Genomic DNA, 23327 nt, shown 5'->3' with positions numbered 1-23327 from the left:
ACTTTATTTCATTACTTTAGTATTAATATTTACCGCTTGTTCGCCCTTCACGGGGTACTTATTGTGAGGGCGGTTCACGAACCGCCCCTACGACGCACGGTAAAAAATTTAGAATTTTATTTTGATTATAAATTACTTTTTATTTTACGATTGCTTTAACAGCAGCTTCGCCTTCAACAGCTACTACAACTACACCTGCAGGAGCAGCGATGATAGCTTCAGAAGAAGTAACAACTGTGTTAGCAATTGTCTGGCCAAGTACGTTAGTGATTACTACGTTCTTGCCTTCAGCACCCTTAATGATTACACCACCGTCAGTTGCAGTAACTTTCACTGTTGCAGCTTCAACACCTTCGTTATCCGTCGGAGTTTCACCTTCAGCAGCAGCCATTACTTCAAATTCAGCAGCCTGAGTTTCATCATAAACCAATACAGGAACTGTGTTGTGGATACGTACATAACGTTTGCTTCCATCCTTATCCTGGTTTTCGATGATAAATGCAGCCTTGTCGCCTTCCGGATCAACAGAACGGTCAACCAACTTGAATGCAAATGCAGCCGGAGTTTTGTCGATCTGTTTACCATCCTTTGAGAAGATGATAGAGTCGTTAGCGAACCAGTTATCTTTAGCACCGTTAGAGTTAATGATCTCCAAAGTATCAGCAATGTGCTTAGCCGGAACGAATGCCAGACGAACATTGCCCTGGTATTTAGCCTGCGGATAGATTTCTGTTGAGTCATCCAAAGCTACCAAATAGTCGGCTGTGCGATAAGCAGGAGTCTTAACTTTCGTAGCGTGTTCGCAATCTGTTCCGTGGTCCGGACATGGGATGATTTTTTCACCTTCGTCTGTATAACTTTCACGTACAGCCAACATATACAACGGTTTGCGAGTATTGTTGCGGATGAATGCCGTATCCACAGTAAACGGTAACTGAGCACTTGCAGGTTTGTCTGCCAAGTTAGTTTCACCTAAGAAGTTCAAGCAAGCTTCACCATTGTTAGCGTTACGGTTACCAGTGTTTTCATACAAGAACTGATTTTCGTCGTTTGTACGGAAGAACTTCAAGATGTTCAGGTCACCTTCGATATCATTGTAACCATCTTTTACAGTCACACCCAAGCGGCGATATTCAGGACGGTTGTTGTCATTAACTTCGAACAATGTGTTCTTGTCAGCGCTATATACACATTCCTGCTGATACATATAAGAATCGTCTGTTCCTACATAAGCTTTACCCTTCAAAGCAGTAGTAGTTGCTTCAATCAAATTGAAGTGTTTACCAGCCTTACGGATAACAATCTCTGTTCCTGCTGTTCCATTCCAAATAGCCTTTTTGTCAGCATCCAACTTGAAGTAACCTTTACCAACGTTGAATTTGTAAATCGGAGCTTTCAGTTCCGGTTCGTTCTTTTTCAACTGACCACCTTCGTAATAGTTGATCAAAGATTTCACAGCATAATCACCTGTCTTTGTAGCTGTAAATTCCACTGCATCAACAGTAGTACCAACGATAGCATTTTCAGCGTCATTCATACCAACCTTAGCATAGCCGTCGAATATAGTAGACCAGAAAGACATTTCGAATGACTTTTCTTTCAATTCTGCTGCATCTTCAGCCAGATATTTGTAGTAAACGTCGCTGTCGTCAACCGGCACGAATTTGATTTCATAGTTTTTACCCTTCCAAACATAGATGTCATCAGTTTTATCGCCATTTTCACGCAATTCTGCCTTTTTGATAGTCTTTTTAACATCTTTGTCTTCACGGTTTACAATTGTGTACTGTTCTGTTTTTTCGTCGTAAGCGATAGCCCACTGTTTTTCCAAATCGTTAGCTACAGTTTCAACCCAGATAAAGTCATTTTCACATGTTACAGCCAGAATTCTATCATCTTCCGCTCCTTCTTCATTCAGCGCTTTGATTACAGCAAATTTGTTCTGCAAGAATTCAGCCGGATTAACGATGTTGTTAGCACCCAAAGTGATGTACGGCCATGTTTCTGTAAGCACGTCATCAGCTGCTTTTGTAGCACTTGTTGTCAAAACAACTTTGTCACCCAATGTCTGAACGAACAGGTTACCAAATGCTTCAGTTGCGTCACTAGCAGCAAATACAGAAACTAATTCAATAACATCTTCTGCACCACCTGCATATTGAGTGAATTCGAAATAAGACAGGTGGTCTGCCTTAACTTCGTCTACCAATTCGAACTTAGCACCTCTGTTATTAGGAGCACCCAAGTTAGCACCCCACAGGGATTTCTTGTTCAGGACAACAAATTTGTCACCGCTCTTCAACTGGAAGCGAGTAGCGCCTTCTTGTACAGCAACCAAGTCGCCAGTGAATGCTTCAGCACCTTCGATAACAGTATTGTCGCCTTTAGCTTTCTTGATTGTCATATTGAAACCGTCTTCCAATAGGGCATTCAGTTTATCAGAGTTCAATTTAACAACCGGAGATTTGTAAATACCGAAGTTAGCAGCAGCATTTACTTTAAGGTCAGCATCCAGTAACTGGCCTTCGCCAACACCCAGTGTAAAGCTAGCAGGAGAACCAGCCACGATGAAGTTGTCACGATTTTCGATTACCAAAACTTTACCAGTTGCTTTGTTAGTGAATTTGTAAGTCACAGTCGTACCGTCAGCAGCTTTTCCTTTTGTTACTGTCCACAGTACCTGATCCAAGTCAACTTCAGCAACCATTGCACCAGTAGTACCATCAGCTTTCAAAACATGAGTACCATCAGCAGCAATAATATAGTATTCGCCAGCTATGATAGTTGTCTGCAAAGGCAGGTTTTCGCCATCAAATTCAACGTCATCGTTGTAAACAACGAAAGTCAGTTCTTTAGGATCTGTCGGCATTACATAACCAGGGTAAGGAACACGAACATTACCATCCGCATCCATATGCAATTTACCTTTAAAAGTGTCAACACCTGGCAAACAAACCAACTGACATCCCTCTATCTTAAATTGTAGCTTCTTACCATCGGTACCAAAAGATAGAAAACCAGTAGCGGCAGTTTCATTTCCGGCATACTGCAGATAAGTTTCTCCACTTTTCAAATAATAAACGCCATCTTCATCTGCCACTGCTTCCAGTTCAAATGTAACTTTGTCACTAGTCACTTCAGCAGCTTCATCACCAACTTTCATGCTAGAAGTACCCCAGATTTTCATCTGATCGCCCTCAACAACCGTACCAATGGCATACTTACCACCGATCGCAGGAGTTGTTTTCACAATCGCTGCATCCAATGTTGTCCAAGCCCCGGCCAGCAGGAGGCTGACCAAAAGAGTAGAAAACTTTTTGTTCATAATCAATAAATTTAATATTAATAATAGTGTTATAAAAGTCCTATCTATAAACCCGTTTAAATGTCATCAATTGTTAAATGACGAGTTTAAACGTTCCTTTTTTCTAGTCATGTTTTTTCCCCTCTTTTGCTTTCGTATAAAAAAAGGTGAATTTTGTACTAACATTGTTATTGTATTGATAAGAAAGGATATAGAAAAGAAAAAAATATTCGGAAAAAGATTGGTGGTTTAAAAGAATGTCGTAATTTTGCTGGCGAGAAAAAAGGAACGTTTTTTTTAGTCATTCATTTTCCCCATCCAATAATTAATAATCAAACTACATAAACATATTGAGTTCCAATAAATACAAACGGTTTTCCTTGGAACCTTTCCAACGGATGCCTACCCGTCAGAACTCCGATGCCTACTCGTTTTCGGAGCAATAACAACCTGTTTGGAAAAAGGCTGTTTTTAGGCAGATGAAATGCTGATGAGTCTCAAAAGTCTCACAAGTCTCACCCCCGTTTTTTATTTCTTAACGTTTTTACCTTTTTCCGTCTTCCGATAATAACCGGTTGAAACTAAAAGAACAAGACCATATTCCTGTGCTTTCTTCAACATGCGGAACACACTCGCACGGCTGATTCCCCGGACGCGGGCCTCTTCGATTATATCCGACGTTTTAAACTCATCCGACATGGCATCAAACAGGTCGACTTGTGCATCCGGCAACTTGTAATGCTGCTCCGTGTCGCTATGCTTCAACGAAGTGCTCACCAGCAACGAATGGCGCAGACAGCGAGTCCCGATATGGAAAGCGATCTCGAAATCGTCATCCAAAATTTCAATTTCTTCTGCCGTACTTCTCGCCTCACCTTTGCGGATCCCCGTCAATGTCATAGCTATACGAAAAATAATCAGACGATGACGCAGCACGACTGAAGCGACATCATCGTTCCCGAATACACGTACATTATTATATTCACGTTCAAAATAACGGTCCAGCCTTTTGCGCTGCTTGTCGGAAAAGCAGACGAAGGTCGGAGAACTCTCCAGATGTACCGCCATATCAAGTACCCGCTCTCCCAGCTTTTCAAAATAACGAACACTATTAATCGTATCATCGGCCGATGTAAGGGATTGATATTCGGAACGACCGGTAATGCGGTAAATCAACATGCGACTATAAAGTCCACTCTCGGTCGAAGGTATCAACTTCGCTAACATACCCGGTGTGCCCGTTGCCAGAAAACCTAATTCGGGAAATTCAATAAAAGAAGTTCCGTTGGTTTTCGACGAACAGCTTACCCGTTCATGTTGAAAAGCCTGATTCAATACATAACTATACCCTCCGAAGTCTTGCATCATGGTGTTATTCACCGATTCGAGCTCCGTCTCATACAAAAACGAAGTATAAGGACTATTCACATCCAACTGCTCGATCATACGCGCCGTTGTCGTGTAACCACTCATATGTAAACGTTTCTGACGGACCGGTGTCGGCTCTTCAGGAGGAAGCCCTGACGGTTTCTTCCCTTTTCCGGCACGTATCTGCGCCTTATAAATTTCTGACAACTCCTTTTTCTCCTCGTATTCCTTCACCTGCGCTTTCGAAATATTAAAGATGTAATTTTGCCAGGGATCGGACAGTTTACAGACAATATTGATACACCCTTTACCACTTCCGGAAGAACCGATGATCAATGTATAGAAAGGAGGCTTGAAAAGTTGCTTCTTCAACATACCGCTCACACGTGGCATAATGGTACTGAGCACGGTCAGCGAAGAAAGGAGCAGCAAATCGTATTCCCGATCATCGGCAACCACTTTCAGTATGTCCGAAAGTAACCCGGAAAGACGGCCGGTCAGTGCTCTGTCAAAGTGAGGCAAAACGACTTCATCCGGGTCAATATCAAAGCCTAGAGACGATTCACCCTCTGTAGCCGGATTTTCAGGAATGGGGGTGAGACTCGTGAGACTATTGAGACTCTTTTGTCCGGCTGAAACTGTCGGCGGACACCAGGGATTGCTACCGTGCGACGAGCGGTAACGGCGGTACACATCAGACACGATGCCCCGGACCTCTTTCTCCGTAAAGCCCGGTTCCACAAAACGGCGCAGGCATTCGACGGTCACTTCGCTTTCATCGAACCCGGCATTGTTCAAAGCCGAAGCCAGCTTCAGCACGAAGCTATGACGACCGCCACCGGTAAAAGGATTGTTTACTTCAAATTTGTCGATGTAGTTAGACAGCGAATTGTCCGGGTAGGACGACAGACGGACAGCCGGAGCCTTTTTCGCTACCGGCACCGTTTCCTGCGGGATATGCACCACTTCGGCCACCTCTTTATAAAAAGCATCCGGATCATAGCTGGCAAAGCAACCCCGGTTGGCATCCTTGCCGGAAATATCCACTATTACGCCGGGAAGGTCTTTCTCAATCATTGCCCGTACCTGTTCGAATGCTTGCAGATGATGTTCCTGATCGCTGTCCACCAGCACGAAGAGTTTGTTTCCCGTATGGGAAGGACTGATATGTCCGGCTTTCACATACCCAAGTAGCCGGGCCATGCTAAGCACTTGTCCGGGTGGCAACGGCACATCGTCCAGGTCAATACCGATACAACCCGTATAACGAACCATATGTTCGAGCCGTCGGCCGCCAGCCATCACTCCGCCGGAAACCAACAGGGGAAGTCCCTTTTTGACGGCTTCGGCTTTTTCATTTTCACTTGCAGCCAGATAAGACCGCACTTTCTCTACTGTCTTTTTGTGTTTTCCGCTTCTGACGTCAGCTATGTAGCGTTCGAGGGTGGTTAACATCAAAGATCCCGTATCGAATGCCGAAAAATAAAGCGTGCATTCGACGGTTTGTTTTTGTTCAAAGTTCATAAGAACTATTATTTAATTAAACATGCTCAGGGTTCGCCCAGGTGTTCTACCAGGACGGCAACCTGTTTTGGAGTGTATAGTTTCTGAAATTTCACCCATCCGGCGTCTTGTAGTTTAGCTTTCAGTCCACGGGAGGTGCGTATCCATTCCCACATACGTTTATAGGCAACCACCGGTGTCTGGCCGGGGAAATACAACTGGGCGAATTCTGTTACCCCATACGCCCTCTTCCAGGGAGATAGGTCCATTTTTTTATCTTCCATATTCATTTAATTATTAATTTATTACCACACCACAATATACGTATAATATCAATACGTTGTTCGATAAACAAAGGTTATTTATCAAATAAATAATACATCCTGATCATCGCTTACCATCCGGCAGCCTTCCATGACAAACAAACGCTGCATTATCTTTGTATCAGAGTTAATAACAGATCACATATTACACTAACCCTTAAACTTTTAACAGTATGTCAATCAAGTACAAACTGGTCTTGAAAAAAGACCTTACAAAAGGAGCGGCAAGCGATGCCAAACGTTTTTATGCCTCTACTCCGGTAAGCGGCACGATGAATTTCAATTCGATCTGCGATGTTATAGCCGACCGTTCGACTGCCAGCGACGGAGATGTGGCGCTGGTGGTACGCGGCCTGATCCGCACGATGGAAGAAGCATTGTTGCGCAACGAAGTGGTGCAGATGGATACGTTGGGGAATTTCCGCCTGTCGTTCGGCAGTTCGGGTTCGGTCCTCGAAAAGGACTTCCAGGCGAATATGATCCGGAAGCCGAAGATCATCTTCACCCCAGGAGCCAAGCTGCGGGCGATGATCGAGAAAATAAACCTGGAACGCATCGGCAAGGAACCGGAAGCGCCGGAAGGTGGTGGTAGCGACCGCCCGGAAATAGAATAATTTTCAATTCTCGATTCTCCATTTTCAATTTACGAAGTATGACAGCTCAACAAATCAAATTCGTCAAAGACTCCCTGCAGGCAGCTGTGTCTGCGGGAGCTGCTTTCAACATGAATCCTTCCGTGATACTGGCACAGGCTGCCTTCGAAAGCGGCTGGGGCACGAGTAACCTGGCGACAGGCAGCAATAACTTCTTCGGGCTGACTGCCTACGGTTGCAGCAACCAGTACTGGCACGGAGGGAAGACGGCTGTGAACACGGGTAGTTATTCACTGGATTTCCGCCGGTACGACACACGCAAAAACTCCTTCCTCGATTTCGCCCGCCTGATACGCAACAATTACCGTATCGCCTGGCAAGCCAGCAACACCCCGGAGGCTTACGCACGTGAAATAGCATACAGCCCGTACATCAGCGAACTGAACGGCGATGACCGGGAGACGTATCGCCGCAGCCTGGTACAGATAGAGAAAACGGTACAGGCGATTGTGGCTTTTATCAGTTGACAGATGACAGTTGACAAGTGACAGTTGGCTTCGCGCTCGGTCAATAAATCGGCTGAAAGCCGATATAACTGTCAACTGTCACTTGTCAACTGTCAACTTTTAAAATAATTATTCATCTAACCCTAAAGCAACCATGTCTAAATTCAAACGAATCATCGAACTCATCCTTGCTTTGCTTAATTTTTTGTTTCACTTTAAACCGTCAACAGATGATGAAACAACTGTCGTTACCGAAGCTTATCCCCACCCTGCTGCTCCACCTAGCACGAAAGGGAATAAGCCTTTATTTGAAACTATCCCTTAGGATACGGTTGAAGCTTTTTTAAGAAGATTGCTTCTATTAACCGCCATCCCCGACAGGCTACCGGCCGAACTTCTTCTAGAAGCTGACCGGTAGCCTTTTATTTTCAAAAATATCTTTTTAAACCTTCATTTTTTTCGGGTTCTATAAGGTTATCTCATTCAGTTTGCCTACTTTTGCAAACTGATATAAATATATATGTAGGATTGTATGAAAACACTGGAAAGATTAGTTGCAGAGAAATTATTAAAGATTAAAGCCGTTAAATTACAACCGGCAAATCCGTTTACATGGGCTTCGGGCTGGAAGTCACCGATCTACTGTGATAATAGAAAAACGCTTTCTTATCCGGCTGTTCGTAGTTTCATTAAATTGGAACTGGCACGTGTGATTAGCGAAAAATACGAGAACGCAGATGCTATCGCAGGAGTTGCCACAGGCGCCATCGCACAGGGTGCATTGGTTGCCGATCTGCTTGGACTGCCTTTTGTTTATATCCGCGCAACGCCGAAAGATCATGGATTGGAAAACCTTATTGAAGGTGAACTGAAACCGGGTTCAAAAGTAGTAATTATCGAAGACCTGGTATCAACAGGCGGTAGTAGCTTGAAAGCTGTACAGGCCGTACGTAACTTCGGTTGCGATGTTGTTGGTATGGTTGCCATCTTTACTCACGGTTTCCCTGTTGCTACACAGCAATTCAAGGATGCAAAAGTTACGCTGACTACACTGAGCAACTACGACGCCGTTATCGAAGAAGCTGTACGCACAGACTATATCGACGAATCGGAAATCGCCACTTTGCAGGAATGGCGCAAAGATCCTGCTAACTGGAATCCTGAAGCTTAATTTTTAACGACACAGGATGACTGAATTTGTAAGTGAAATCAAAACGATCCCCTATAACGAGGATCGTGTCTATGCAATGCTGTCCGACCTTTCCAATCTGGAACGGGTTAAGGACCGCATTCCACAAGATAAGATCAAAGACTTCGAGTTCGACAGCGACTCTTGTAGCTTCGCTGTCGATCCCGTAGGTAAAATACGCTTCGAGATCGTAGAACGCGAACCGAACAAAACAATCAAATTTACTACAACCAACTCGCCCGTCCCTCTCTTCCTGTGGATTCAACTGAAACAGGTGGAAGAAGCCGACACGCGATTGAAAATGACGATCCGCGCCGATCTGAATCCGTTTATCAAACCGATGGTATCAAAACCGTTGCAGGACGCTCTCGACAAGATTTCAACTGTGATTGCCTCCCTGCCCTATTAATTCTCCGCATGATGGCTCAGAAACTTTGGGAAAAAAATGTACAGGTAGACAAGGAAGTCGAAACATTTACCGTAGGTAAGGATCGTGAAATGGATCTTTACCTCGCTAAATACGACGTTCTTGGCTCGATGGCTCATATAACGATGCTGGAAAGTATCGGGTTGCTCGCAAAAGACGAACTGACGGTTCTGCTTGCCGAGCTGAAAAACATCTATGCCGTGGCCGACCGCGGCGAGTTCGTGATTGAAGAGGGCGTGGAAGATGTCCATTCGCAGGTGGAACTGATGCTGACGCGCCGTTTGGGCGATATCGGCAAGAAGATACATAGCGGACGTTCGCGCAACGACCAGGTGTTACTGGATCTGAAACTGTTCACACGTGCGCAGATACAGGAGCTGGTAGAGCTGACTAACGGCCTGTTCGAGGTCTTGATCAGCCAGAGCAACCGTTACAAGGATATACTGATGCCGGGGTATACGCATCTACAGATAGCGATGCCTTCTTCATTCGGCCTGTGGTTCGGGGCGTATGCCGAGAGCCTGGCGGATGATTTGCAGATGATGCAGGCGGCTTATAAGGTTTGCAACCGTAACCCGTTGGGTTCGGCTGCCGGATATGGTTCTTCGTTCCCGCTGAACCGCCAGATGACAACCAATCTGCTGGGTTTCGATTCGCTGGATTACAATGTGGTCTATGCACAGATGGGACGTGGCAAGATGGAGCGCACGGTGGCTTTTGCAATGGCGGGTATCGCCGCAACGCTTTCAAAACTGGCGTTCGATGCTTGTATGTTCAACAGCCAGAACTTTGGGTTCATCAAGCTGCCCGACCAGTTCACGACAGGTTCGAGTATTATGCCGCATAAGAAGAATCCGGACGTATTCGAGCTGACACGGGCAAAATGTAACAAAATACAGGGATTGCCTCAACAGATCACTTTAATATGCAACAACCTGCCATCGGGCTATTTCCGCGACCTGCAGATCATCAAAGAGGTGTTCCTGCCTGCTTTCGACGAACTGAAGGATTGCATTCGCATGGTAACGCATATGATGCGCGAAGTGAAGGTGAACGAACATATCTTGGAAGATGACAAATATGCTCTGTTGTTCAGCGTAGAGGAAGTAAACCGCCTCGTGCTGGAGGGTGTTCCTTTCCGCGACGCTTACAAACAGGTGGGTTTGAACATCGAAGCAGGTAAATTCACTCCGAATAAAGAGGTTAGCCATACACACGAAGGTAGTATCGGTAATTTATGCAATGACAGTATTTCTGCTCTGATGCAAAATATTATTGACGGTTTCTCGTTTAGTAAAGTAAACGAAGCTGAAAAGGAACTGTTAGCATAATAATATGAAAAGGATATTTTTTTGTTTGGTAGTGCTGTTGGTAATGTCATGCAACAAGGTTAATGTATCGAATATACCTTATGCACGGGTATATCTTGAACTGGATCTGGCTTTCAAAGATAAGGATCTGGTCGGTGCACTTAACCACAAGGAGATTACTTCCACCAACGGTCAAAATTACGGCACACAGCTCGGATTTTCCGGTGTATTGGTGGTTAGCGGGTTCGACTCTTCCGGTAATACCAAATATTACGCTTATGATCTTTGCTGTCCTTATGAAGCAAACAAAAATGTAACCGTAGAAGCAGATAACACCGGATGGGCACAATGTCCTAAGTGCGGAACCAAGTACGAAATAGCGTATGGTTCTGGTACACCGTCAGATGGCCCATCAGAATTTGCCCTGACAAGATTTGACGTGACTCAGCAGGGAAACAAATTAATGATCCGGTATTAAAAAAATCAGCAGCTAAAGAGATTTTTTTAATCAAATATTTGCAAATACAAAAAAGTTATCTACCTTTGCACACGCAAACGGAAACAATGCGAAAGTAGCTCAGTTGGTAGAGCATAACCTTGCCAAGGTTAGGGTCGCGGGTTCGAGTCCCGTCTTTCGCTCATCTCTAAGAGAAGGGATGCTCGAATGGTGGAATCGGTAGACACGAAGGACTTAAAATCCTTTGGCCATTGCGGCTGTGCGGGTTCAAGTCCCGCTTCGAGTACAGTTTGATTTAATTGCGAAAGTAGCTCAGTTGGTAGAGCATAACCTTGCCAAGGTTAGGGTCGCGGGTTCGAGTCCCGTCTTTCGCTCGCTTCCAAAAGGCCTCGGTATTGCTTGCAATATCGGGGCTTTTTATTTAATATACTACCCAAAAGCCCCGCATTAAGCGAGGTCCTATCATCTATCCATTCTGTATCTTAATTAATTCTTATAATAAAGATGTTACCTGTTTCTCTAAAGCATCCTTTATAAAAGCATTAATAGAAAGACCTGCTTGTTTAGCCAGCATCGCAATCTTACTATGTATGTCAGGAGAAATACGTACATTTAAAGAGCCTGAGTAACTTTTATTGGGTTCGATTCCCTCTTGCTCACAATAAGCCAGATAATCGTCCACAGCCTCTTGAAAAGCCTTCCTTAACTCACCTACACTCTCCCCTTCGAAATTAACAAGAGCATTGATACCTTCTACCTTACCAAAGAAGACATTGTCTTTCTCACTGAAATTAACGGAACCGATATAATTTTTATAAGTTAATGTATTCATCGTAGCCTCCTTCATTTTATAAATCCTGCATCAATCAAATCATTTAATACCTGCTTCATTGCATATGCCTTAATAATATTTCCCGGATGCAGTAAATGTAACTATTAAATAGTTACAAGGATTCTATTATTCACGATTTAACACAAAAAAGGACCATAGCATTTCTGCCATAGTCCCCCCTTCATAGACACACCAATATTTACAACTATTGTATAAATATTTTCTTTACCTCATATATGTCTTTTCCTGGATAATCAGTTAAACGCAAATTTAAAAATAAATTTCTCATTTGCAATACCTTTTAGGAGGAAGCTCTTAAAAATTAGAAGATATAGAGATTTACTGACGTTTTGGCAAAGAAAAAGCCCGACCTGTCAGGGCCGGGCTTCTGTTTATACTGTTATATGGATCATTTTCCCTGCAGGCTGGCATCCATGGCGGCAGCAGCTTTACGTCCGTCGCCCATAGCCAGGATCACTGTCGCACCACCGCGAACGATGTCACCTCCGGCATACACATCAGGCAATGCTGAACGCATAGTATCCTGATCGACCACGATCGTGCCCCATTTACTTACTTCCAGGCCGCTGAAGGCACGCGGGATAAGCGGATTGGGAGAAACACCGACGCTGACGATTACTTCGTCCACATCGATCGTATCGATGGCTCCTTCGATAGCAACAGGACGGCGACGTCCGGAAGCATCCGGTTCACCCAGTTCCATCTTCTGCAGACGCATCTGTTTTACACGACCACGATCGTCACCGATATATTCGACCGGGTTATGGAGAGTCATAAATTCCACACCCTCTTCCTTCGCATGTTTCACCTCTTCCACGCGGGCAGGCATTTCTTCTTCGCTACGACGGTAAACGATCATAGCACGTTCAGCTCCCAGACGACGGGCCGTACGTACAGAGTCCATCGCCGTGTTACCTCCGCCGATCACTGCCACCTTCTTACCCTGCAACACGGGCGTATCGCTTTCGGGATTGGCAGCATCCATCAGATTGACACGTGTAAGGTATTCGTTGGACGACATGACGCCGATCAGGTTTTCGCCCGGTATGTTCATGAAATTAGGCAGACCGGCACCGCTGGCAGCAAAGAAGCCTTTGAAACCCTCTTCGTGCAGGTCTTCATAACTGATCGTCTTACCGACGATACAGTTCGTGATGAACTTCACGCCCATCTTACGAAGTCCTTCTATCTCTACGTCCACAATCTTGTTCGGCAGACGGAATTCCGGAATACCGTATTTCAATACGCCGCCAATCTCATGCAACGCTTCGAACACCGTCACATCGTAACCGCGTTTCGCCATATCACCGGCAAAAGACAGACCGGCAGGACCGGAACCGATCACGGCAACCTTGATACCGTTCTTTTCAGCAATCTCAGGCACAGAAATCTGACCGCTCTCACGTTCATAGTCGGCAGCGAAACGTTCCAGGTAACCGATGGCAACCGGGGCCTTCTTCATCTTCAGGTGAATACATTTGCTTTCGCACTGTTTCTCCTGCGGACATACACGGCCACAAACGGCAGGCAAGGCACTGGTTTCTTTCAATACCTTCGCTGCTTCGAGAAATTCACCCCGTTCGATATTCTTGATGAATGTCGGGATATTGATACTTACCGGACAACCTTCCATACAGGTTGGATTCGGACAGTCCAGGCAACGTTGTGCCTCCTGCATGGCCTGCTCTTTTGTCAAGCCCAGGTTCACCTCTTCCAGGCGGGTATGACTGCGGTATTCCGGATCGAGTTCGTTCATTTCCACACGGGGAATATCCGTGCGTTCTTTATTTTTTTTGCTCTTGCGCAGTTCTTCCCTCCAGGGTTCGGAACGGCGGGCTGCAATTAGTTCTGCTGTTGTCATTTGTTTAAGTGGTTATTTCTTTTCAATATCTTTATAAGCACCCAGACGCATAAGCATCTCGTCGAAATCAACCTGATGAGCATCGAATTCAGGTCCGTCCACACAGACGAACTTGGTCTTTCCGCCCACCGTGATACGGCAAGCGCCGCACATGCCCGTACCGTCTACCATGATTGTATTCAGGGAAGCGACGGTAGGTATCTCGTATTTCTTTGTAAGAGCCGAAACGAATTTCATCATGATGGCCGGACCGATGGTTACACACAGGTCTACCTTCTCACGATTGATCACACTTTCCACACCGTTCGTCACCAGTCCCTTCGTGCCGTATGAGCCGTCGTCGGTCATCACGATCACTTCATCGGAATTAGCTTTCATCTGTTCCTCAAGGATCACCAGGTCTTTCGTACGGGCAGCCAGCACGACGATCACGCGGTTGCCGGCCTTATGGAAAGCCTCAACGATAGGCAGCAGCGGGGCTACACCTACACCACCTCCGGCACAAACTACCGTCCCTACCTTTTCGATATGGGTGGCTTGTCCCAGCGGACCTACCAGATCGGTAATATAGTCGCCTACGTTCAAATCGCAGATCTTTTTGGATGAACCGCCTACGGCCTGGATAACCAGGGTGATGGTTCCTTTCTGAGTATCTGCTCCTGCAATGGTTAAAGGGATACGTTCACCTTTCTCTCCCACCTTTACGATCACAAAGTGACCGGCTTTGCGTGAGCGGGCAATCAGCGGAGCTTCCACTTCCAGCTTCACGACGTTGGCAGAGAAATGTTCTTTACTTACAATTTTATTCATTCTAATCGCTACTGTTGATAGTTTATTTTGTTGATTTGCTTGCAAAAATACATCAAAAAAGTATATCTATTAGTATTTTGCCAAAGAAAAAGGCTTTATTCGAACAATCCTTCGTCTCGGAGCAGCATCAAAATAGCAGAATGAGGCACGATCAGGAACTTTTCTTCATTAAAGTTGATCTCATAGGCTGCATTCTGCAAATAGACAGCCAGATCACCTTCACGCGCCTGTAAAGGCAGGTAATGAACAGCTTCATCTTCCTTCTTTTCCCATACTTCATGCTCTTCCTTTTGCGAAGGCAGAGGAAAACCGGGACCTACCTTGATGATATAACCGCTCTGTATCTTATCCTGCTGTACCGTAGGCGGCAGGTAAAGACCTGATTTAGTCTGGCTCTGCGGATTCTTCGGTTTGATAAGCACCTTATCGCCTATCATGATGAATTTATCGATGTCTTTTTGGTCGATTGATAATTGCATAATAACTTAACTTTAACTATAGGATTAATGAGAACAAATCTACAAAATATCTTTATATGCGGAACAAACAAAGTTAAAAAACAACCTCACCACTTTGCTGTATCCTCCTTTATATCTATATTGTTTGCGTTTAACAATCAGATATACTATACCATGAAAACATTCCCTCTTCTATTTTTCACTTTCTCCCTGACAATCTGTTGTTCCGGCACAAAAAAAGAATCCCGGACGGAGGATACCGGAAAAGAGGCATCTGAAAAAGTTACTCTATCGGCTGCCCCCGTCTGGTATGAGGGAGAAAAACCTATCTACTTCAATGTAGAAGAGAACTATCCGGAAACGAATATCCGCTTGAGCGACCTCTCCGACGCTTTGTATATTCCATTGGAGACCAACGATACGACTCTCCTGAGGCAACGCGGCACCTGCGAGGGCAACGAATATCTGCTGACCAACGACTTTATCTACGCCCAGGAAGAGCAAACCGCCATTTATATATTCAAGAAAGACGGCAGCCTGGTCCGTAAAATCGACCACCGAGGCGGAGGACCGGGCGAATATAGTTACATTAGCAGCTATGCCGTCGATACCCTCCGGAAAGAGATATTCGTTCAAGATGCCAACTTAAAGAAAGGCTGCACATACGTCTACGACCTGGAAGGAAACTTCAAACGGACCTTCCCCAACAAAGCGAAAGAGATCGTAATACTCAATGACTCGCTCTTGCTCAATTACTTCAGATACAACCCCGGAGGCCCCCGCTATTCGGTCATCCGCAAAGAAGATGGAAGCACGGTAAAAAAACTACCGATCCGCTTCCCTACCCAATTGCCTCACGACAGCCACGGACGCCTGGCCTACGGAAGCCTGATAAAGAGTCCCAAGGGAGCCTTTATGGCTAACCTGGGCAACGACACGATCTTTGAAATCCGGCAGCAAGACCTGCAGGTCGTTCCGCGTATCATCGACCAAAGCCAATACCCCACCACCTTCGCACAGATACATCCGACGATCGAAACCGAGCGTTACCTGATGTTTTATATCCTCCGCAGCCATTCGTACAAACCGTATGTCGACGAGCATTTCTACATCTACGACAAGAAAGAAAACCAGATCTACAAGATGACCGACTATACGGATAATTCCTACTGGACACTGATGGACGACTATCCGCACATCACCAACTGGAATACGACGCAGAACAGCCATATTGCAGTTCGCACCCGCCAGGTATATGCTTTACAGGAAGCCGAAGGCCAACATGGGGACGAGGAACTGAAAAAGCTTATCGAAACACTCGACGACGACGCGAATCCGGTACTGCAGATAATGATATTCCACGATGTCGATCAAGTGAAGAAATAAACCTCGCATAAAACAACATGTGTCAGAAAACCGGACAACTCATCCGTTTCTGACACATGCTATTTTATATCCGACTTCGCTCCTGCGACAGTCATTCAACCGGTTTAAATGGAACGTCCCTTAAACACATTGGATTGTTCTGTCGGATACAGTGAACCGGTGAATGAAACACGGTTGCTGTTGAAGTTCGGGCTCACAGTAGCCGTACATTTATTGGAGCCTTTAACCATACGGAAAGTGACATTTGCTGAAACAGCTACACCTTGTACCATCATACTGAAAGTGATGTTTCCTTTCTTGTCGGTCTTCATTTCGACATTCGAAGCGTTACCTTCTACAGTGATCCCTCCGATGCCGTTAGGTCCGGCATATGCTCCGTTGAAAGCCAACTGGATCGTTGCACGGTTGCCATCCATCGATACGAAGTTGGTACTAGGAGTGACATAAACAAAACGTCCGCGTTTAAATTCCACACGATCTGCTTCGAGCACGAAATCTTTAGCGTTAAGAGCCTGGACAGCCTGTTCGAACAAGGCCATATTTTCAGCTTCCTCTGCTGCTTTCTTGGCTTCTTTCTCTGCTTTCTTGGCAGCCTTCTGTGCTGCTTTATCCTGTTGTGCCATCATTGTCCCTGAACCGGCACTAAACAGTAGGACAGCTAGCAATAATAATACTCTTTTCATACTTCTATTCTTTATAATTAATACGTTGTGAATCACTTTTCATTATATAGACAAATAACATGCCAGGAAGTTCAATTTACTCCTGTACTTTTTATGTTTTTAACATGATACCATAAGAACCCCCAGGCAGTTACGGCCGCAATGAAGTCTGAAAACGGCGAGGCATACCACACGCCGTCGAGCCCCCAGATGTTCGGGAAAACCAGCAGGGCCGGTATCAGGAAAAGGCACTGGCGGCTCAGACTAAGGAACATCGCTTTCCAGGCAATACCGATACTCTGGAAAAACTGGCTGATGGAGATCTGCGAACCGACCACCACGAAGACCAGCAAACTGATCCGTAAGCCGTTTGCCGTCACCTCTATCAGTGCCGGATCGTTTGTGAAAGCACGGGAGATCGTTTCCGGGAAAAGGATGCTGCATATACACCCGATCCCCATAATGACGGTCGAAGTAATGATAACGAGCCAAAGGGTATCCTGCACACGCTTATGATGCCCCGCCCCGTAGTTGAAACCGACAATAGGTTGCATCCCCTGGGCGATACCGATGATAAGCATGACGAGTAGCATGCCGACGCTGGTAATGATCCCGTTCGCACCGAGCGCCAGGTCGCCGCCATGTACTTTAAGCGCATAGTTCTGGATAACGACTACCAGGCTACCTGCCAGCTGCATGGCGAACGGTGAAACACCGATCGTCAGGATATTCCACACGACATGTCCCTCCAGCTTGAACGTTCCCTTGTGGAAGCGGACGATACTGTCTTTCTGAATAAAGTGATTCATCACGAAAGCGGTACTCAAGAGCATGGAGATAATCGTAGCGATCGCCGCCCCCTGTATACCCATATCCAGCCAGAAAATAAAGATCGGGTCGAGGATTACATTAGCTATGGCTCCGATCAGCATGGTGAACATGGCCTTTTTCGGATAACCGGAAGCTCGCATGACGGCATTAAAGCCGAAGCTCAACGAAGTAAGGATCGTTCCGGGGATGACAATATTCAGATAGTCCTTTGCATAAGGGATGGTCTGTTCGCTACCGCCAAAGGCAAGCAGCAGGTCTTCCATCCAGATCATACAAGGGATTACCGTAAGGATCGTTATGATGAAAGTCAGTGTAAAGGCATTTCCCAGTACCTTCTCCGCCATGTCATTCGCCTTCCTCCCCAGATGGATAGAGACACGCGTCGCGGCACCGGCCCCCACCAACATACCGAATGCCTGCAGGAAAAGCAGGATAGGGAAAGTCAATGTAAGCCCTGCAATCGCCAGCGCACCGACACCCTGACCGATAAAAACCCGGTCTACGATATTGTATAAAGAGTTCACCATCGTCCCGATCACCGCCGGGATAGCATACTGTAACAGCAGACGGCTTACTTTCTCATTCTCTAACCGCCAGGTTATTTCATTTGCCATAATTCATCTGTACTTATCTTATTATATCTTTTATTATTCTTTCATTCTTAGTAACACTGCCAAGTTACTGACAATAACGACACTAAGATACTTTTGTCAACACTATTATGTCAGTGCCCGTAGCACTACCGTGCTGATGCCAATGACACTATTGTGCTGATAGGGGCGACACTCTAGTGCTAAATTTCTCTTCCCTTACCGCTTCAATCAAAGCAGCCACTCCGTCCAGTTTTCTCACTTTCCCATCAGGCAAAGTCAGCAGGAGATCACTGGGAGACAGACAATTTACATTTACCTGTCCCTCTTTCGCCGGGGCAGGACGGAAACCGTTCCGGATAAGGGCATTCCCCACCCAATAAGAGACAAGGAAGTCGCCCTCGACCCCTATCGGATCGACAGGAGCTTTGGTATTCAGTTTCCCTGTAGAGGGATCGAACACGATGTCCTCCTTACCGAAAAAGGATTCGAAGGCACCGCTCAATATCAGATCTTCGGGTGTACCGCAGGCCATCGGGCGGCCTTTCTCCTGCAGCCAAAGACAGTCGCCCATCTGGATAGCCAGATCGAGGTCGTGGGTGGAGAGGAGGATGGCTTTATGTTGTTCCATTGCCAGGCGGTGCAGCAGCACCATAGTCTCTATGCGGCTGGTGACATCCAGGAAAGCGGTCGGCTCATCCAGCAGGATGATCGGGCATTGCTGCGCAAGGGCTTTCGCGATCATAGCTTTCTGCCGTTCGCCGTCGCTCAGTTCGGATACGTAATTTTGTGCTTTGTGGGCAATACCGGCTGCCTCCAGCGATTGTTCGATGATCTCCCTGTCGTGCTTCTTCAGTTGGCCGAAAAAACCTGTGTACGGGTGGCGTCCTAATGAAACGAGTTCATAAACAGTGATTCCGCCCGCGTTTGTCTTCTCCGTCAGTACAACACCTACAGTCAGCGAAAAGTTGCTTTGTGAATAGGATGCCAACGGTTTTCCCATCAGGCGGATCTCACCCGACAACGGGGGTTGAAAACCGCATAGGGTACGCAACAGGGTCGATTTACCGGCTCCGTTCAGCCCCAACAGGCAGGTGACTTCACCGGGTTGGAGACGCAGGTTCAGGTCCTCGTGGATGATCTTGCGCCTGCCGCCTTTCAGCAGGTAACCTATGCTGAGATGATTTGTTTCTATTACTGGTTCCTGTGTCCTCATCAGTCAAAGTATTGGATGTTTTTACGATTTACGATCACATAGATAATGACCGGAGCACCCAACATGGGGGTCACCGCATTCAGAGGCAGGATATTATTAGTTCCGGGCATGACCATCAGTATATTACAGAGTAAGGCGATACAGGAGCCTGCCAGCATCGTAACCGGCACCAGCATCTTATGATTGGACGAGCCTAGCATCAGGCGGGCAATATGCGGGACGGCAAGGCCGATAAAAGAGATAGGGCCGCAGAAAGCGGTGGTCGTAGCCGTCAGCAGACCGGTACAGAACAGAATCCCGATACGGGTCCGTTTGATCTTTATCCCGAGGTTGGCAGCGTACATCTCTCCCAGAAGCAAGGCATTCAGCGGCTTGATCAGCAGAATAGCCAAGAGCAGGCCGGTAATGGTGAAAAATAGAAAGTAAGGCAATTGCATGAGGGAGACTCCGGAGAAATTACCCAGGCCCCACATGACAAAGGCATGTACTTTATCGGTCGATGCGTAATAATTCAGTACGGATATCAGGGAGGATGCCAGATAGCCGATCATGATTCCGATGATTAGCAGCATGACATTATTCTTCACTTTGGCTGAGAACCAGATGATCAGTCCCAGGATACAGGCAGCACCGGCAAAAGCGGCAATGATGACTGCCAGATAACCGCTGATCGGCAGTTCGGTCACCATACCGAGAGTACCGCCGAAGTAAAGCATGATGGCAGCTACTCCCAGGTTTGCACCGTCGCTGATACCCAGGATAGAAGGACCTGCCAACGGATTTCGGAACAAGGTCTGCAACAACAAGCCGCTGGTAGCGAGCGAAGCACCGGCAAGCAAGGCCGTCACCACCTGCGGGAAACGGGATTGCAGGATGATGCTTTGCCAGGCCGGACGGCCGATGTCTTTTCCCAGAAGGATATCTATTACGCTTTCCAAAGGGATGGATACGGCACCGTATACCAAGCCACCCAGAAATAGCAAGACTATCAGGATGGTCAATAGTATGGGGGGCCAGGTTATTCGTTTTTGCATATACTTTATTCTGTTGTTTCAGATGCAATTGTTTCAGATACTATCAAATTTGAATACTTCAATAATTATCAGATTTGAATGTTTCAAAGATTGTCAGTTTGAGCTATCCCCTTATCAAATTATCAAAGAGACTTCACCTTTACAGGTTCATTTGCCGTCAGTTTTAACTGACGGTTTAGTAAATAATCTAGTTCTTTGGACTTTAGTCCCATTTTAAGCACACTCTCTATGCTAAAAGAAATGTGGCTAAAGCCAAAAAGAGAAAAAACTTGTAATCCGTCAGCTGAAGCAGACGGCAAATAAACCTGCAACTAAGCATGTCTTATTTATGACTGATAGCTTATGTTCGAATAAGCTCAAATCTTTCTAATACTCACTGCGTTCCTTCTCCTTGATAAAGCCGTTGCGGTAAGCGTATAATAGCTTTTCCAGATCATGGATCTGACGTTGCAGGTCGGCCCCCTTGTCGGTATCTTTTACCATCTGACGATGGGAACTCAGCTCAACCACAATAGTCGTGGAACGGATATCACGGCCTTCTTTGATGGCTTGGTCGGTAGACAGGAACGGTTCGTGCTGTACCAGCTGAAACCCACGGGAATGGTACACTAAAGTATAACCGGCAATACCTGTTTCCGGGTGATAAGCCTTGGAAAAGCCGCCGTCGATGACCAACAGTTTCCCGTTCGCCTTAATCGGATTCTCTCCCTGGATGGAACGTACCGGCACATGACCGTTGATGATGTGGCGATGTACACCCGTCACGCCGAACTCATCCAGCAGCCTGTCACATATCTTCTCTTCTTCACGTAACGTATAATAAGCGCCTTTTTCCTCTTTCTGCACCCCTTTATCGTCGATAAAACAGCGTTCGAAAGTAGCCATCTTGCTCTTATCGAATAACGGAGAATCTTTTCCTCCCCAGAGATACCAGATATAATCCAGCGCAAAATCTTTCTCCGGAGAATCCTCCGAATCGAAATAGGCCGTACGGATCAGCTGGTCTACCTTATCCAGCAAAGCCTTTCCCTTATATTCCTGTCCTTCGATGCTGACGCTTTTCAGCGAACCGTCAGCGTTCATCGGCACAGAGGCATGAAACAGAAGGTTCGAATTACAAACCTGATACATACTTCCATGACGGAAAAGGCAACGCATATGTTTCTTCAATTTCTCACTGTATTCGAACGAGTGTTGTATCCGGCGGATCAAATCTTCCTCTTCGATCGACAAGGCATAAGGATCTTTCGGATTGAGCGTAGGCCAGTTCTTGTCTTTCAACTCGTATTCCTTTCCGTCCAGATTAATGATTCCACGCTTCAGGTCGATATGGTGAAGCAACAGACGGTCGTCCATCTCGAATTCCGGACGACGGCGGATAATCTCCCCTTCCAGCTTGAACTGGATGATGGTAATAGCCTTATGCATCTGCGAAATCAAGCGGATTGTCTTCTCATCGAAAGTCGAATCAGATGCATTGGTCTTCGGCATGAACAGTTCGCAGGGATCGTCTCCATATACATCCATCGCAAAGGTAGCCAGCGGCAACAGATTGATGCCGTAACCGTCTTCCAGGGTTGCCAGGTTACCGAAACGCAGGCACATACGGATCACATTGGCAATACTGCCCAGATTCCCCGAAGCAGCCCCCATCCACAAAACATCGTGGTTACCCCACTGGATATCGAAATGGTGGTAGTCGCAAAGCGTATCCATGATAATATGGGCACCCGGACCGCGATCGTAAATATCACCGATCACATGTAGCAGGTCGATCGTCAACCGCTGTATCAGGTTACACATGGCAATGATGAAATCATTCGCCCGCCCGGTCGATATGATCGTTTTGATGATCTGGTCTACATAAGCCGATTTATTAGGCTCGTCCGACGACTCATGCAATAACTCCTGAATGATATAAGAGAACTCCTTCGGAAGCGCCTTACGCACTTTCGAACGGGTATATTTGGATGATACATTCCGGCATACCCGTACCAGTTGGTTCAGTGTGATCAGGAACCAGTCATCCAGATCCTGCTCCTTACATTTGACCAACTCCAGCTTTTGCTCCGGATAATAGATCAGTGTACACAATTCTTTCTTTTCATAATCGCGCAGCGTATTGCTGAATATCTCATTCACCTTACGCTTGATTGCTCCGGAAGCATTTTTCAGAACATGGTTAAAGGCCTGGTGCTCACCATGGATATCGGACATAAAATGTTCCGTCCCTTTCGGCAGGTTCAGGATCGCCTCCAGATTGATGATCTCTGTACTTGCATCTGCAATGGTAGGAAAACTACGTGCCAGCAATTGCAGATAACGCAGATCACCAAACACATATTCGGGTGTTATATCTTTCGTCATAAATGTTTACAAACTTTTTCCGTGCAAAGATAAGCAAATACAAGCAGACAAGCTATCCCAATCCTATTATTAGGCACCACCCGGAAAATAAAAATCGACAGTTACGAATCATTTAAATACAAAGCCCCGAAAGAGAGATCTTCCGGGGCTTGTTTTTTGTCTGTCTTCACTCTTCACAGAGGTAGAACAGAAGAACTTTATTTTCATTACTTTAGTATTAATAAATATCACTTGTTCACCTGTCACAGGATAATTAACGCCGTTGCGCTGCGTGATACT

19 protein-coding genes and 3 tRNA genes are annotated in these 23327 nt (G+C 46.0%); 10 read left to right on the top strand and 12 right to left on the bottom strand.

Translation table 11 applies throughout. The annotated features are described in order from the left end of the window. Positions 1 to 139: 139 nt before the first annotated feature. The 3 genes from DWW23_RS17775 to DWW23_RS17760 form a co-directional block, all read right to left on the bottom strand. The gene (locus DWW23_RS17775) at positions 140 to 3325 is read right to left on the bottom strand and encodes a DUF6383 domain-containing protein (protein ID WP_122354661.1); all 3186 of its coding nucleotides are present in this window, start codon (positions 3323 to 3325) and stop codon (positions 140 to 142) included. Between the two features lie 507 nt (positions 3326 to 3832). Next, on the bottom strand, positions 3833 to 6196 hold the full coding sequence (locus DWW23_RS17765) for a DUF3987 domain-containing protein (protein ID WP_122354657.1): 2364 nt from the start codon (positions 6194 to 6196) through the stop codon (positions 3833 to 3835). Between the two features lie 26 nt (positions 6197 to 6222). After that, positions 6223 to 6459, bottom strand: coding sequence for a DUF4248 domain-containing protein (locus DWW23_RS17760; RefSeq protein WP_122354697.1), 237 nt, complete (start codon positions 6457 to 6459; stop codon positions 6223 to 6225). Between the two features lie 212 nt (positions 6460 to 6671). Between DWW23_RS17760 and DWW23_RS17755 the strand changes: the two genes are divergently transcribed. From DWW23_RS17755 to DWW23_RS17715, 9 genes are all read left to right on the top strand, one after another. Further along, positions 6672 to 7112 (top strand): HU family DNA-binding protein, encoded by a 441-nt coding sequence (locus DWW23_RS17755; protein WP_122354655.1) that lies wholly within the window; start codon positions 6672 to 6674, stop codon positions 7110 to 7112. Between the two features lie 38 nt (positions 7113 to 7150). Then, positions 7151 to 7618, top strand: coding sequence for a glucosaminidase domain-containing protein (locus DWW23_RS17750; RefSeq protein ID WP_122354653.1), 468 nt, complete (start codon positions 7151 to 7153; stop codon positions 7616 to 7618). Between the two features lie 511 nt (positions 7619 to 8129). Then, positions 8130 to 8768 (top strand): orotate phosphoribosyltransferase, encoded by a 639-nt coding sequence (gene pyrE, locus DWW23_RS17745; protein ID WP_028729716.1) that lies wholly within the window; start codon positions 8130 to 8132, stop codon positions 8766 to 8768. A 16-nt stretch (positions 8769 to 8784) separates the two neighbouring features. Then, positions 8785 to 9195: an SRPBCC family protein gene (locus DWW23_RS17740; RefSeq protein ID WP_122354651.1), complete on the top strand. Its 411-nt coding sequence runs from the start codon at positions 8785 to 8787 to the stop codon at positions 9193 to 9195. 11 nt (positions 9196 to 9206) lie between these two features. Continuing rightward, complete coding sequence (gene argH / locus DWW23_RS17735) at positions 9207 to 10544, top strand: argininosuccinate lyase (RefSeq protein WP_122354695.1); 1338 nt, start codon at positions 9207 to 9209, stop codon at positions 10542 to 10544. Between the two features lie 4 nt (positions 10545 to 10548). Further along, a complete protein-coding gene (locus DWW23_RS17730) occupies positions 10549 to 11001 on the top strand; it encodes a hypothetical protein (protein WP_122354649.1) in 453 nt (150 codons plus the stop codon). A gap of 88 nt (positions 11002 to 11089) precedes the next feature. Continuing rightward, positions 11090 to 11162 (top strand) — tRNA-Gly (locus DWW23_RS17725). A 19-nt stretch (positions 11163 to 11181) separates the two neighbouring features. Further along, positions 11182 to 11266, top strand: a tRNA-Leu gene (locus DWW23_RS17720). A 15-nt stretch (positions 11267 to 11281) separates the two neighbouring features. Further along, positions 11282 to 11354, top strand: a tRNA-Gly gene (locus DWW23_RS17715). A 119-nt stretch (positions 11355 to 11473) separates the two neighbouring features. Here the strand turns inward: DWW23_RS17715 and DWW23_RS17710 are convergent. From DWW23_RS17710 to DWW23_RS17690, 4 genes are all read right to left on the bottom strand, one after another. Continuing rightward, a complete protein-coding gene (locus DWW23_RS17710) occupies positions 11474 to 11812 on the bottom strand; it encodes a type II toxin-antitoxin system HicB family antitoxin (protein WP_122354693.1) in 339 nt (112 codons plus the stop codon). A 409-nt stretch (positions 11813 to 12221) separates the two neighbouring features. Then, a complete protein-coding gene (gene gltA / locus DWW23_RS17700; RefSeq protein WP_122354647.1) occupies positions 12222 to 13694 on the bottom strand; it encodes an NADPH-dependent glutamate synthase in 1473 nt (490 codons plus the stop codon). A gap of 12 nt (positions 13695 to 13706) precedes the next feature. After that, positions 13707 to 14504 carry a sulfide/dihydroorotate dehydrogenase-like FAD/NAD-binding protein gene (locus DWW23_RS17695; protein WP_122354645.1) on the bottom strand — a complete coding sequence of 266 codons (798 nt, stop codon included), beginning with the start codon at positions 14502 to 14504 and terminating at the stop codon, positions 13707 to 13709. A gap of 95 nt (positions 14505 to 14599) precedes the next feature. Then, on the bottom strand, positions 14600 to 14983 hold the full coding sequence (locus DWW23_RS17690; RefSeq protein WP_122354643.1) for a co-chaperone GroES family protein: 384 nt from the start codon (positions 14981 to 14983) through the stop codon (positions 14600 to 14602). 153 nt (positions 14984 to 15136) lie between these two features. Here DWW23_RS17690 and DWW23_RS17685 point away from each other — a divergent pair, with 153 nt between their 5' ends. Continuing rightward, positions 15137 to 16348, top strand: a complete 1212-nt coding sequence (locus tag DWW23_RS17685) for a 6-bladed beta-propeller (protein WP_122354641.1) — start codon at positions 15137 to 15139, stop codon at positions 16346 to 16348. Between the two features lie 104 nt (positions 16349 to 16452). Here DWW23_RS17685 and DWW23_RS17680 read toward each other — a convergent pair whose 3' ends face one another. The 5 genes from DWW23_RS17680 to DWW23_RS17660 form a co-directional block, all read right to left on the bottom strand. Continuing rightward, on the bottom strand, positions 16453 to 17031 hold the full coding sequence (locus tag DWW23_RS17680; RefSeq protein ID WP_122354639.1) for a DUF4251 domain-containing protein: 579 nt from the start codon (positions 17029 to 17031) through the stop codon (positions 16453 to 16455). A gap of 71 nt (positions 17032 to 17102) precedes the next feature. Then, entirely contained in the window at positions 17103 to 18455 is a 1353-nt protein-coding gene (locus DWW23_RS17675) for an MATE family efflux transporter (RefSeq protein WP_122354637.1), read from the bottom strand. Positions 18456 to 18603: 148 nt separating this feature from the next. Continuing rightward, entirely contained in the window at positions 18604 to 19647 is a 1044-nt protein-coding gene (locus tag DWW23_RS17670; protein WP_122354635.1) for an ABC transporter ATP-binding protein, read from the bottom strand. Continuing rightward, a complete protein-coding gene (locus DWW23_RS17665) occupies positions 19647 to 20681 on the bottom strand; it encodes an iron ABC transporter permease (protein ID WP_122354633.1) in 1035 nt (344 codons plus the stop codon). The genes DWW23_RS17670 and DWW23_RS17665 overlap by 1 nt, the downstream gene beginning before the upstream one ends. A 366-nt stretch (positions 20682 to 21047) precedes the next feature. After that, positions 21048 to 23048, bottom strand: a complete 2001-nt coding sequence (locus DWW23_RS17660) for a fructose-1,6-bisphosphatase (RefSeq protein WP_122354631.1) — start codon at positions 23046 to 23048, stop codon at positions 21048 to 21050. Positions 23049 to 23327 lie beyond the last annotated feature (279 nt).

Origin of the sequence: Parabacteroides sp. AF14-59, assembly GCF_003479515.1 — a bacterium.
Lineage (GTDB): Bacteria > Bacteroidota > Bacteroidia > Bacteroidales > Tannerellaceae > Parabacteroides > Parabacteroides faecis.
Note: the sequence above shows the minus strand (reverse complement) of the source record. Positions and strands in the feature narration are given on the sequence as shown.

Bases quoted from the DNA above. Each gene is read 5' to 3' on its own strand.
- DWW23_RS17675 (WP_122354637.1), bottom strand. From the start codon at position 18,455: ATGGCAAATGAAATAACCTGGCGGTTAGAGAATGAGAAAGTAAGCCGT.
- DWW23_RS17710 (WP_122354693.1), bottom strand. From the start codon at position 11,812: ATGAATACATTAACTTATAAAAATTATATCGGTTCCGTTAATTTCAGT.
- DWW23_RS17760 (WP_122354697.1), bottom strand. From the start codon at position 6,459: ATGGAAGATAAAAAAATGGACCTATCTCCCTGGAAGAGGGCGTATGGG.
- DWW23_RS17670 (WP_122354635.1), bottom strand. From the start codon at position 19,647: ATGAGGACACAGGAACCAGTAATAGAAACAAATCATCTCAGCATAGGT.
- pyrE (WP_028729716.1), top strand. From the start codon at position 8,130: ATGAAAACACTGGAAAGATTAGTTGCAGAGAAATTATTAAAGATTAAA.
- DWW23_RS17660 (WP_122354631.1), bottom strand. From the start codon at position 23,048: ATGACGAAAGATATAACACCCGAATATGTGTTTGGTGATCTGCGTTAT.
- gltA (WP_122354647.1), bottom strand. From the start codon at position 13,694: ATGACAACAGCAGAACTAATTGCAGCCCGCCGTTCCGAACCCTGGAGG.
- DWW23_RS17765 (WP_122354657.1), bottom strand. From the start codon at position 6,196: ATGAACTTTGAACAAAAACAAACCGTCGAATGCACGCTTTATTTTTCG.
- DWW23_RS17750 (WP_122354653.1), top strand. From the start codon at position 7,151: ATGACAGCTCAACAAATCAAATTCGTCAAAGACTCCCTGCAGGCAGCT.
- DWW23_RS17665 (WP_122354633.1), bottom strand. From the start codon at position 20,681: ATGCAAAAACGAATAACCTGGCCCCCCATACTATTGACCATCCTGATA.
- DWW23_RS17685 (WP_122354641.1), top strand. From the start codon at position 15,137: ATGAAAACATTCCCTCTTCTATTTTTCACTTTCTCCCTGACAATCTGT.
- DWW23_RS17775 (WP_122354661.1), bottom strand. From the start codon at position 3,325: ATGAACAAAAAGTTTTCTACTCTTTTGGTCAGCCTCCTGCTGGCCGGG.
- DWW23_RS17755 (WP_122354655.1), top strand. From the start codon at position 6,672: ATGTCAATCAAGTACAAACTGGTCTTGAAAAAAGACCTTACAAAAGGA.
- DWW23_RS17695 (WP_122354645.1), bottom strand. From the start codon at position 14,504: ATGAATAAAATTGTAAGTAAAGAACATTTCTCTGCCAACGTCGTGAAG.
- DWW23_RS17730 (WP_122354649.1), top strand. From the start codon at position 10,549: ATGAAAAGGATATTTTTTTGTTTGGTAGTGCTGTTGGTAATGTCATGC.
- DWW23_RS17690 (WP_122354643.1), bottom strand. From the start codon at position 14,983: ATGCAATTATCAATCGACCAAAAAGACATCGATAAATTCATCATGATA.
- argH (WP_122354695.1), top strand. From the start codon at position 9,207: ATGGCTCAGAAACTTTGGGAAAAAAATGTACAGGTAGACAAGGAAGTC.
- DWW23_RS17740 (WP_122354651.1), top strand. From the start codon at position 8,785: ATGACTGAATTTGTAAGTGAAATCAAAACGATCCCCTATAACGAGGAT.
- DWW23_RS17680 (WP_122354639.1), bottom strand. From the start codon at position 17,031: ATGAAAAGAGTATTATTATTGCTAGCTGTCCTACTGTTTAGTGCCGGT.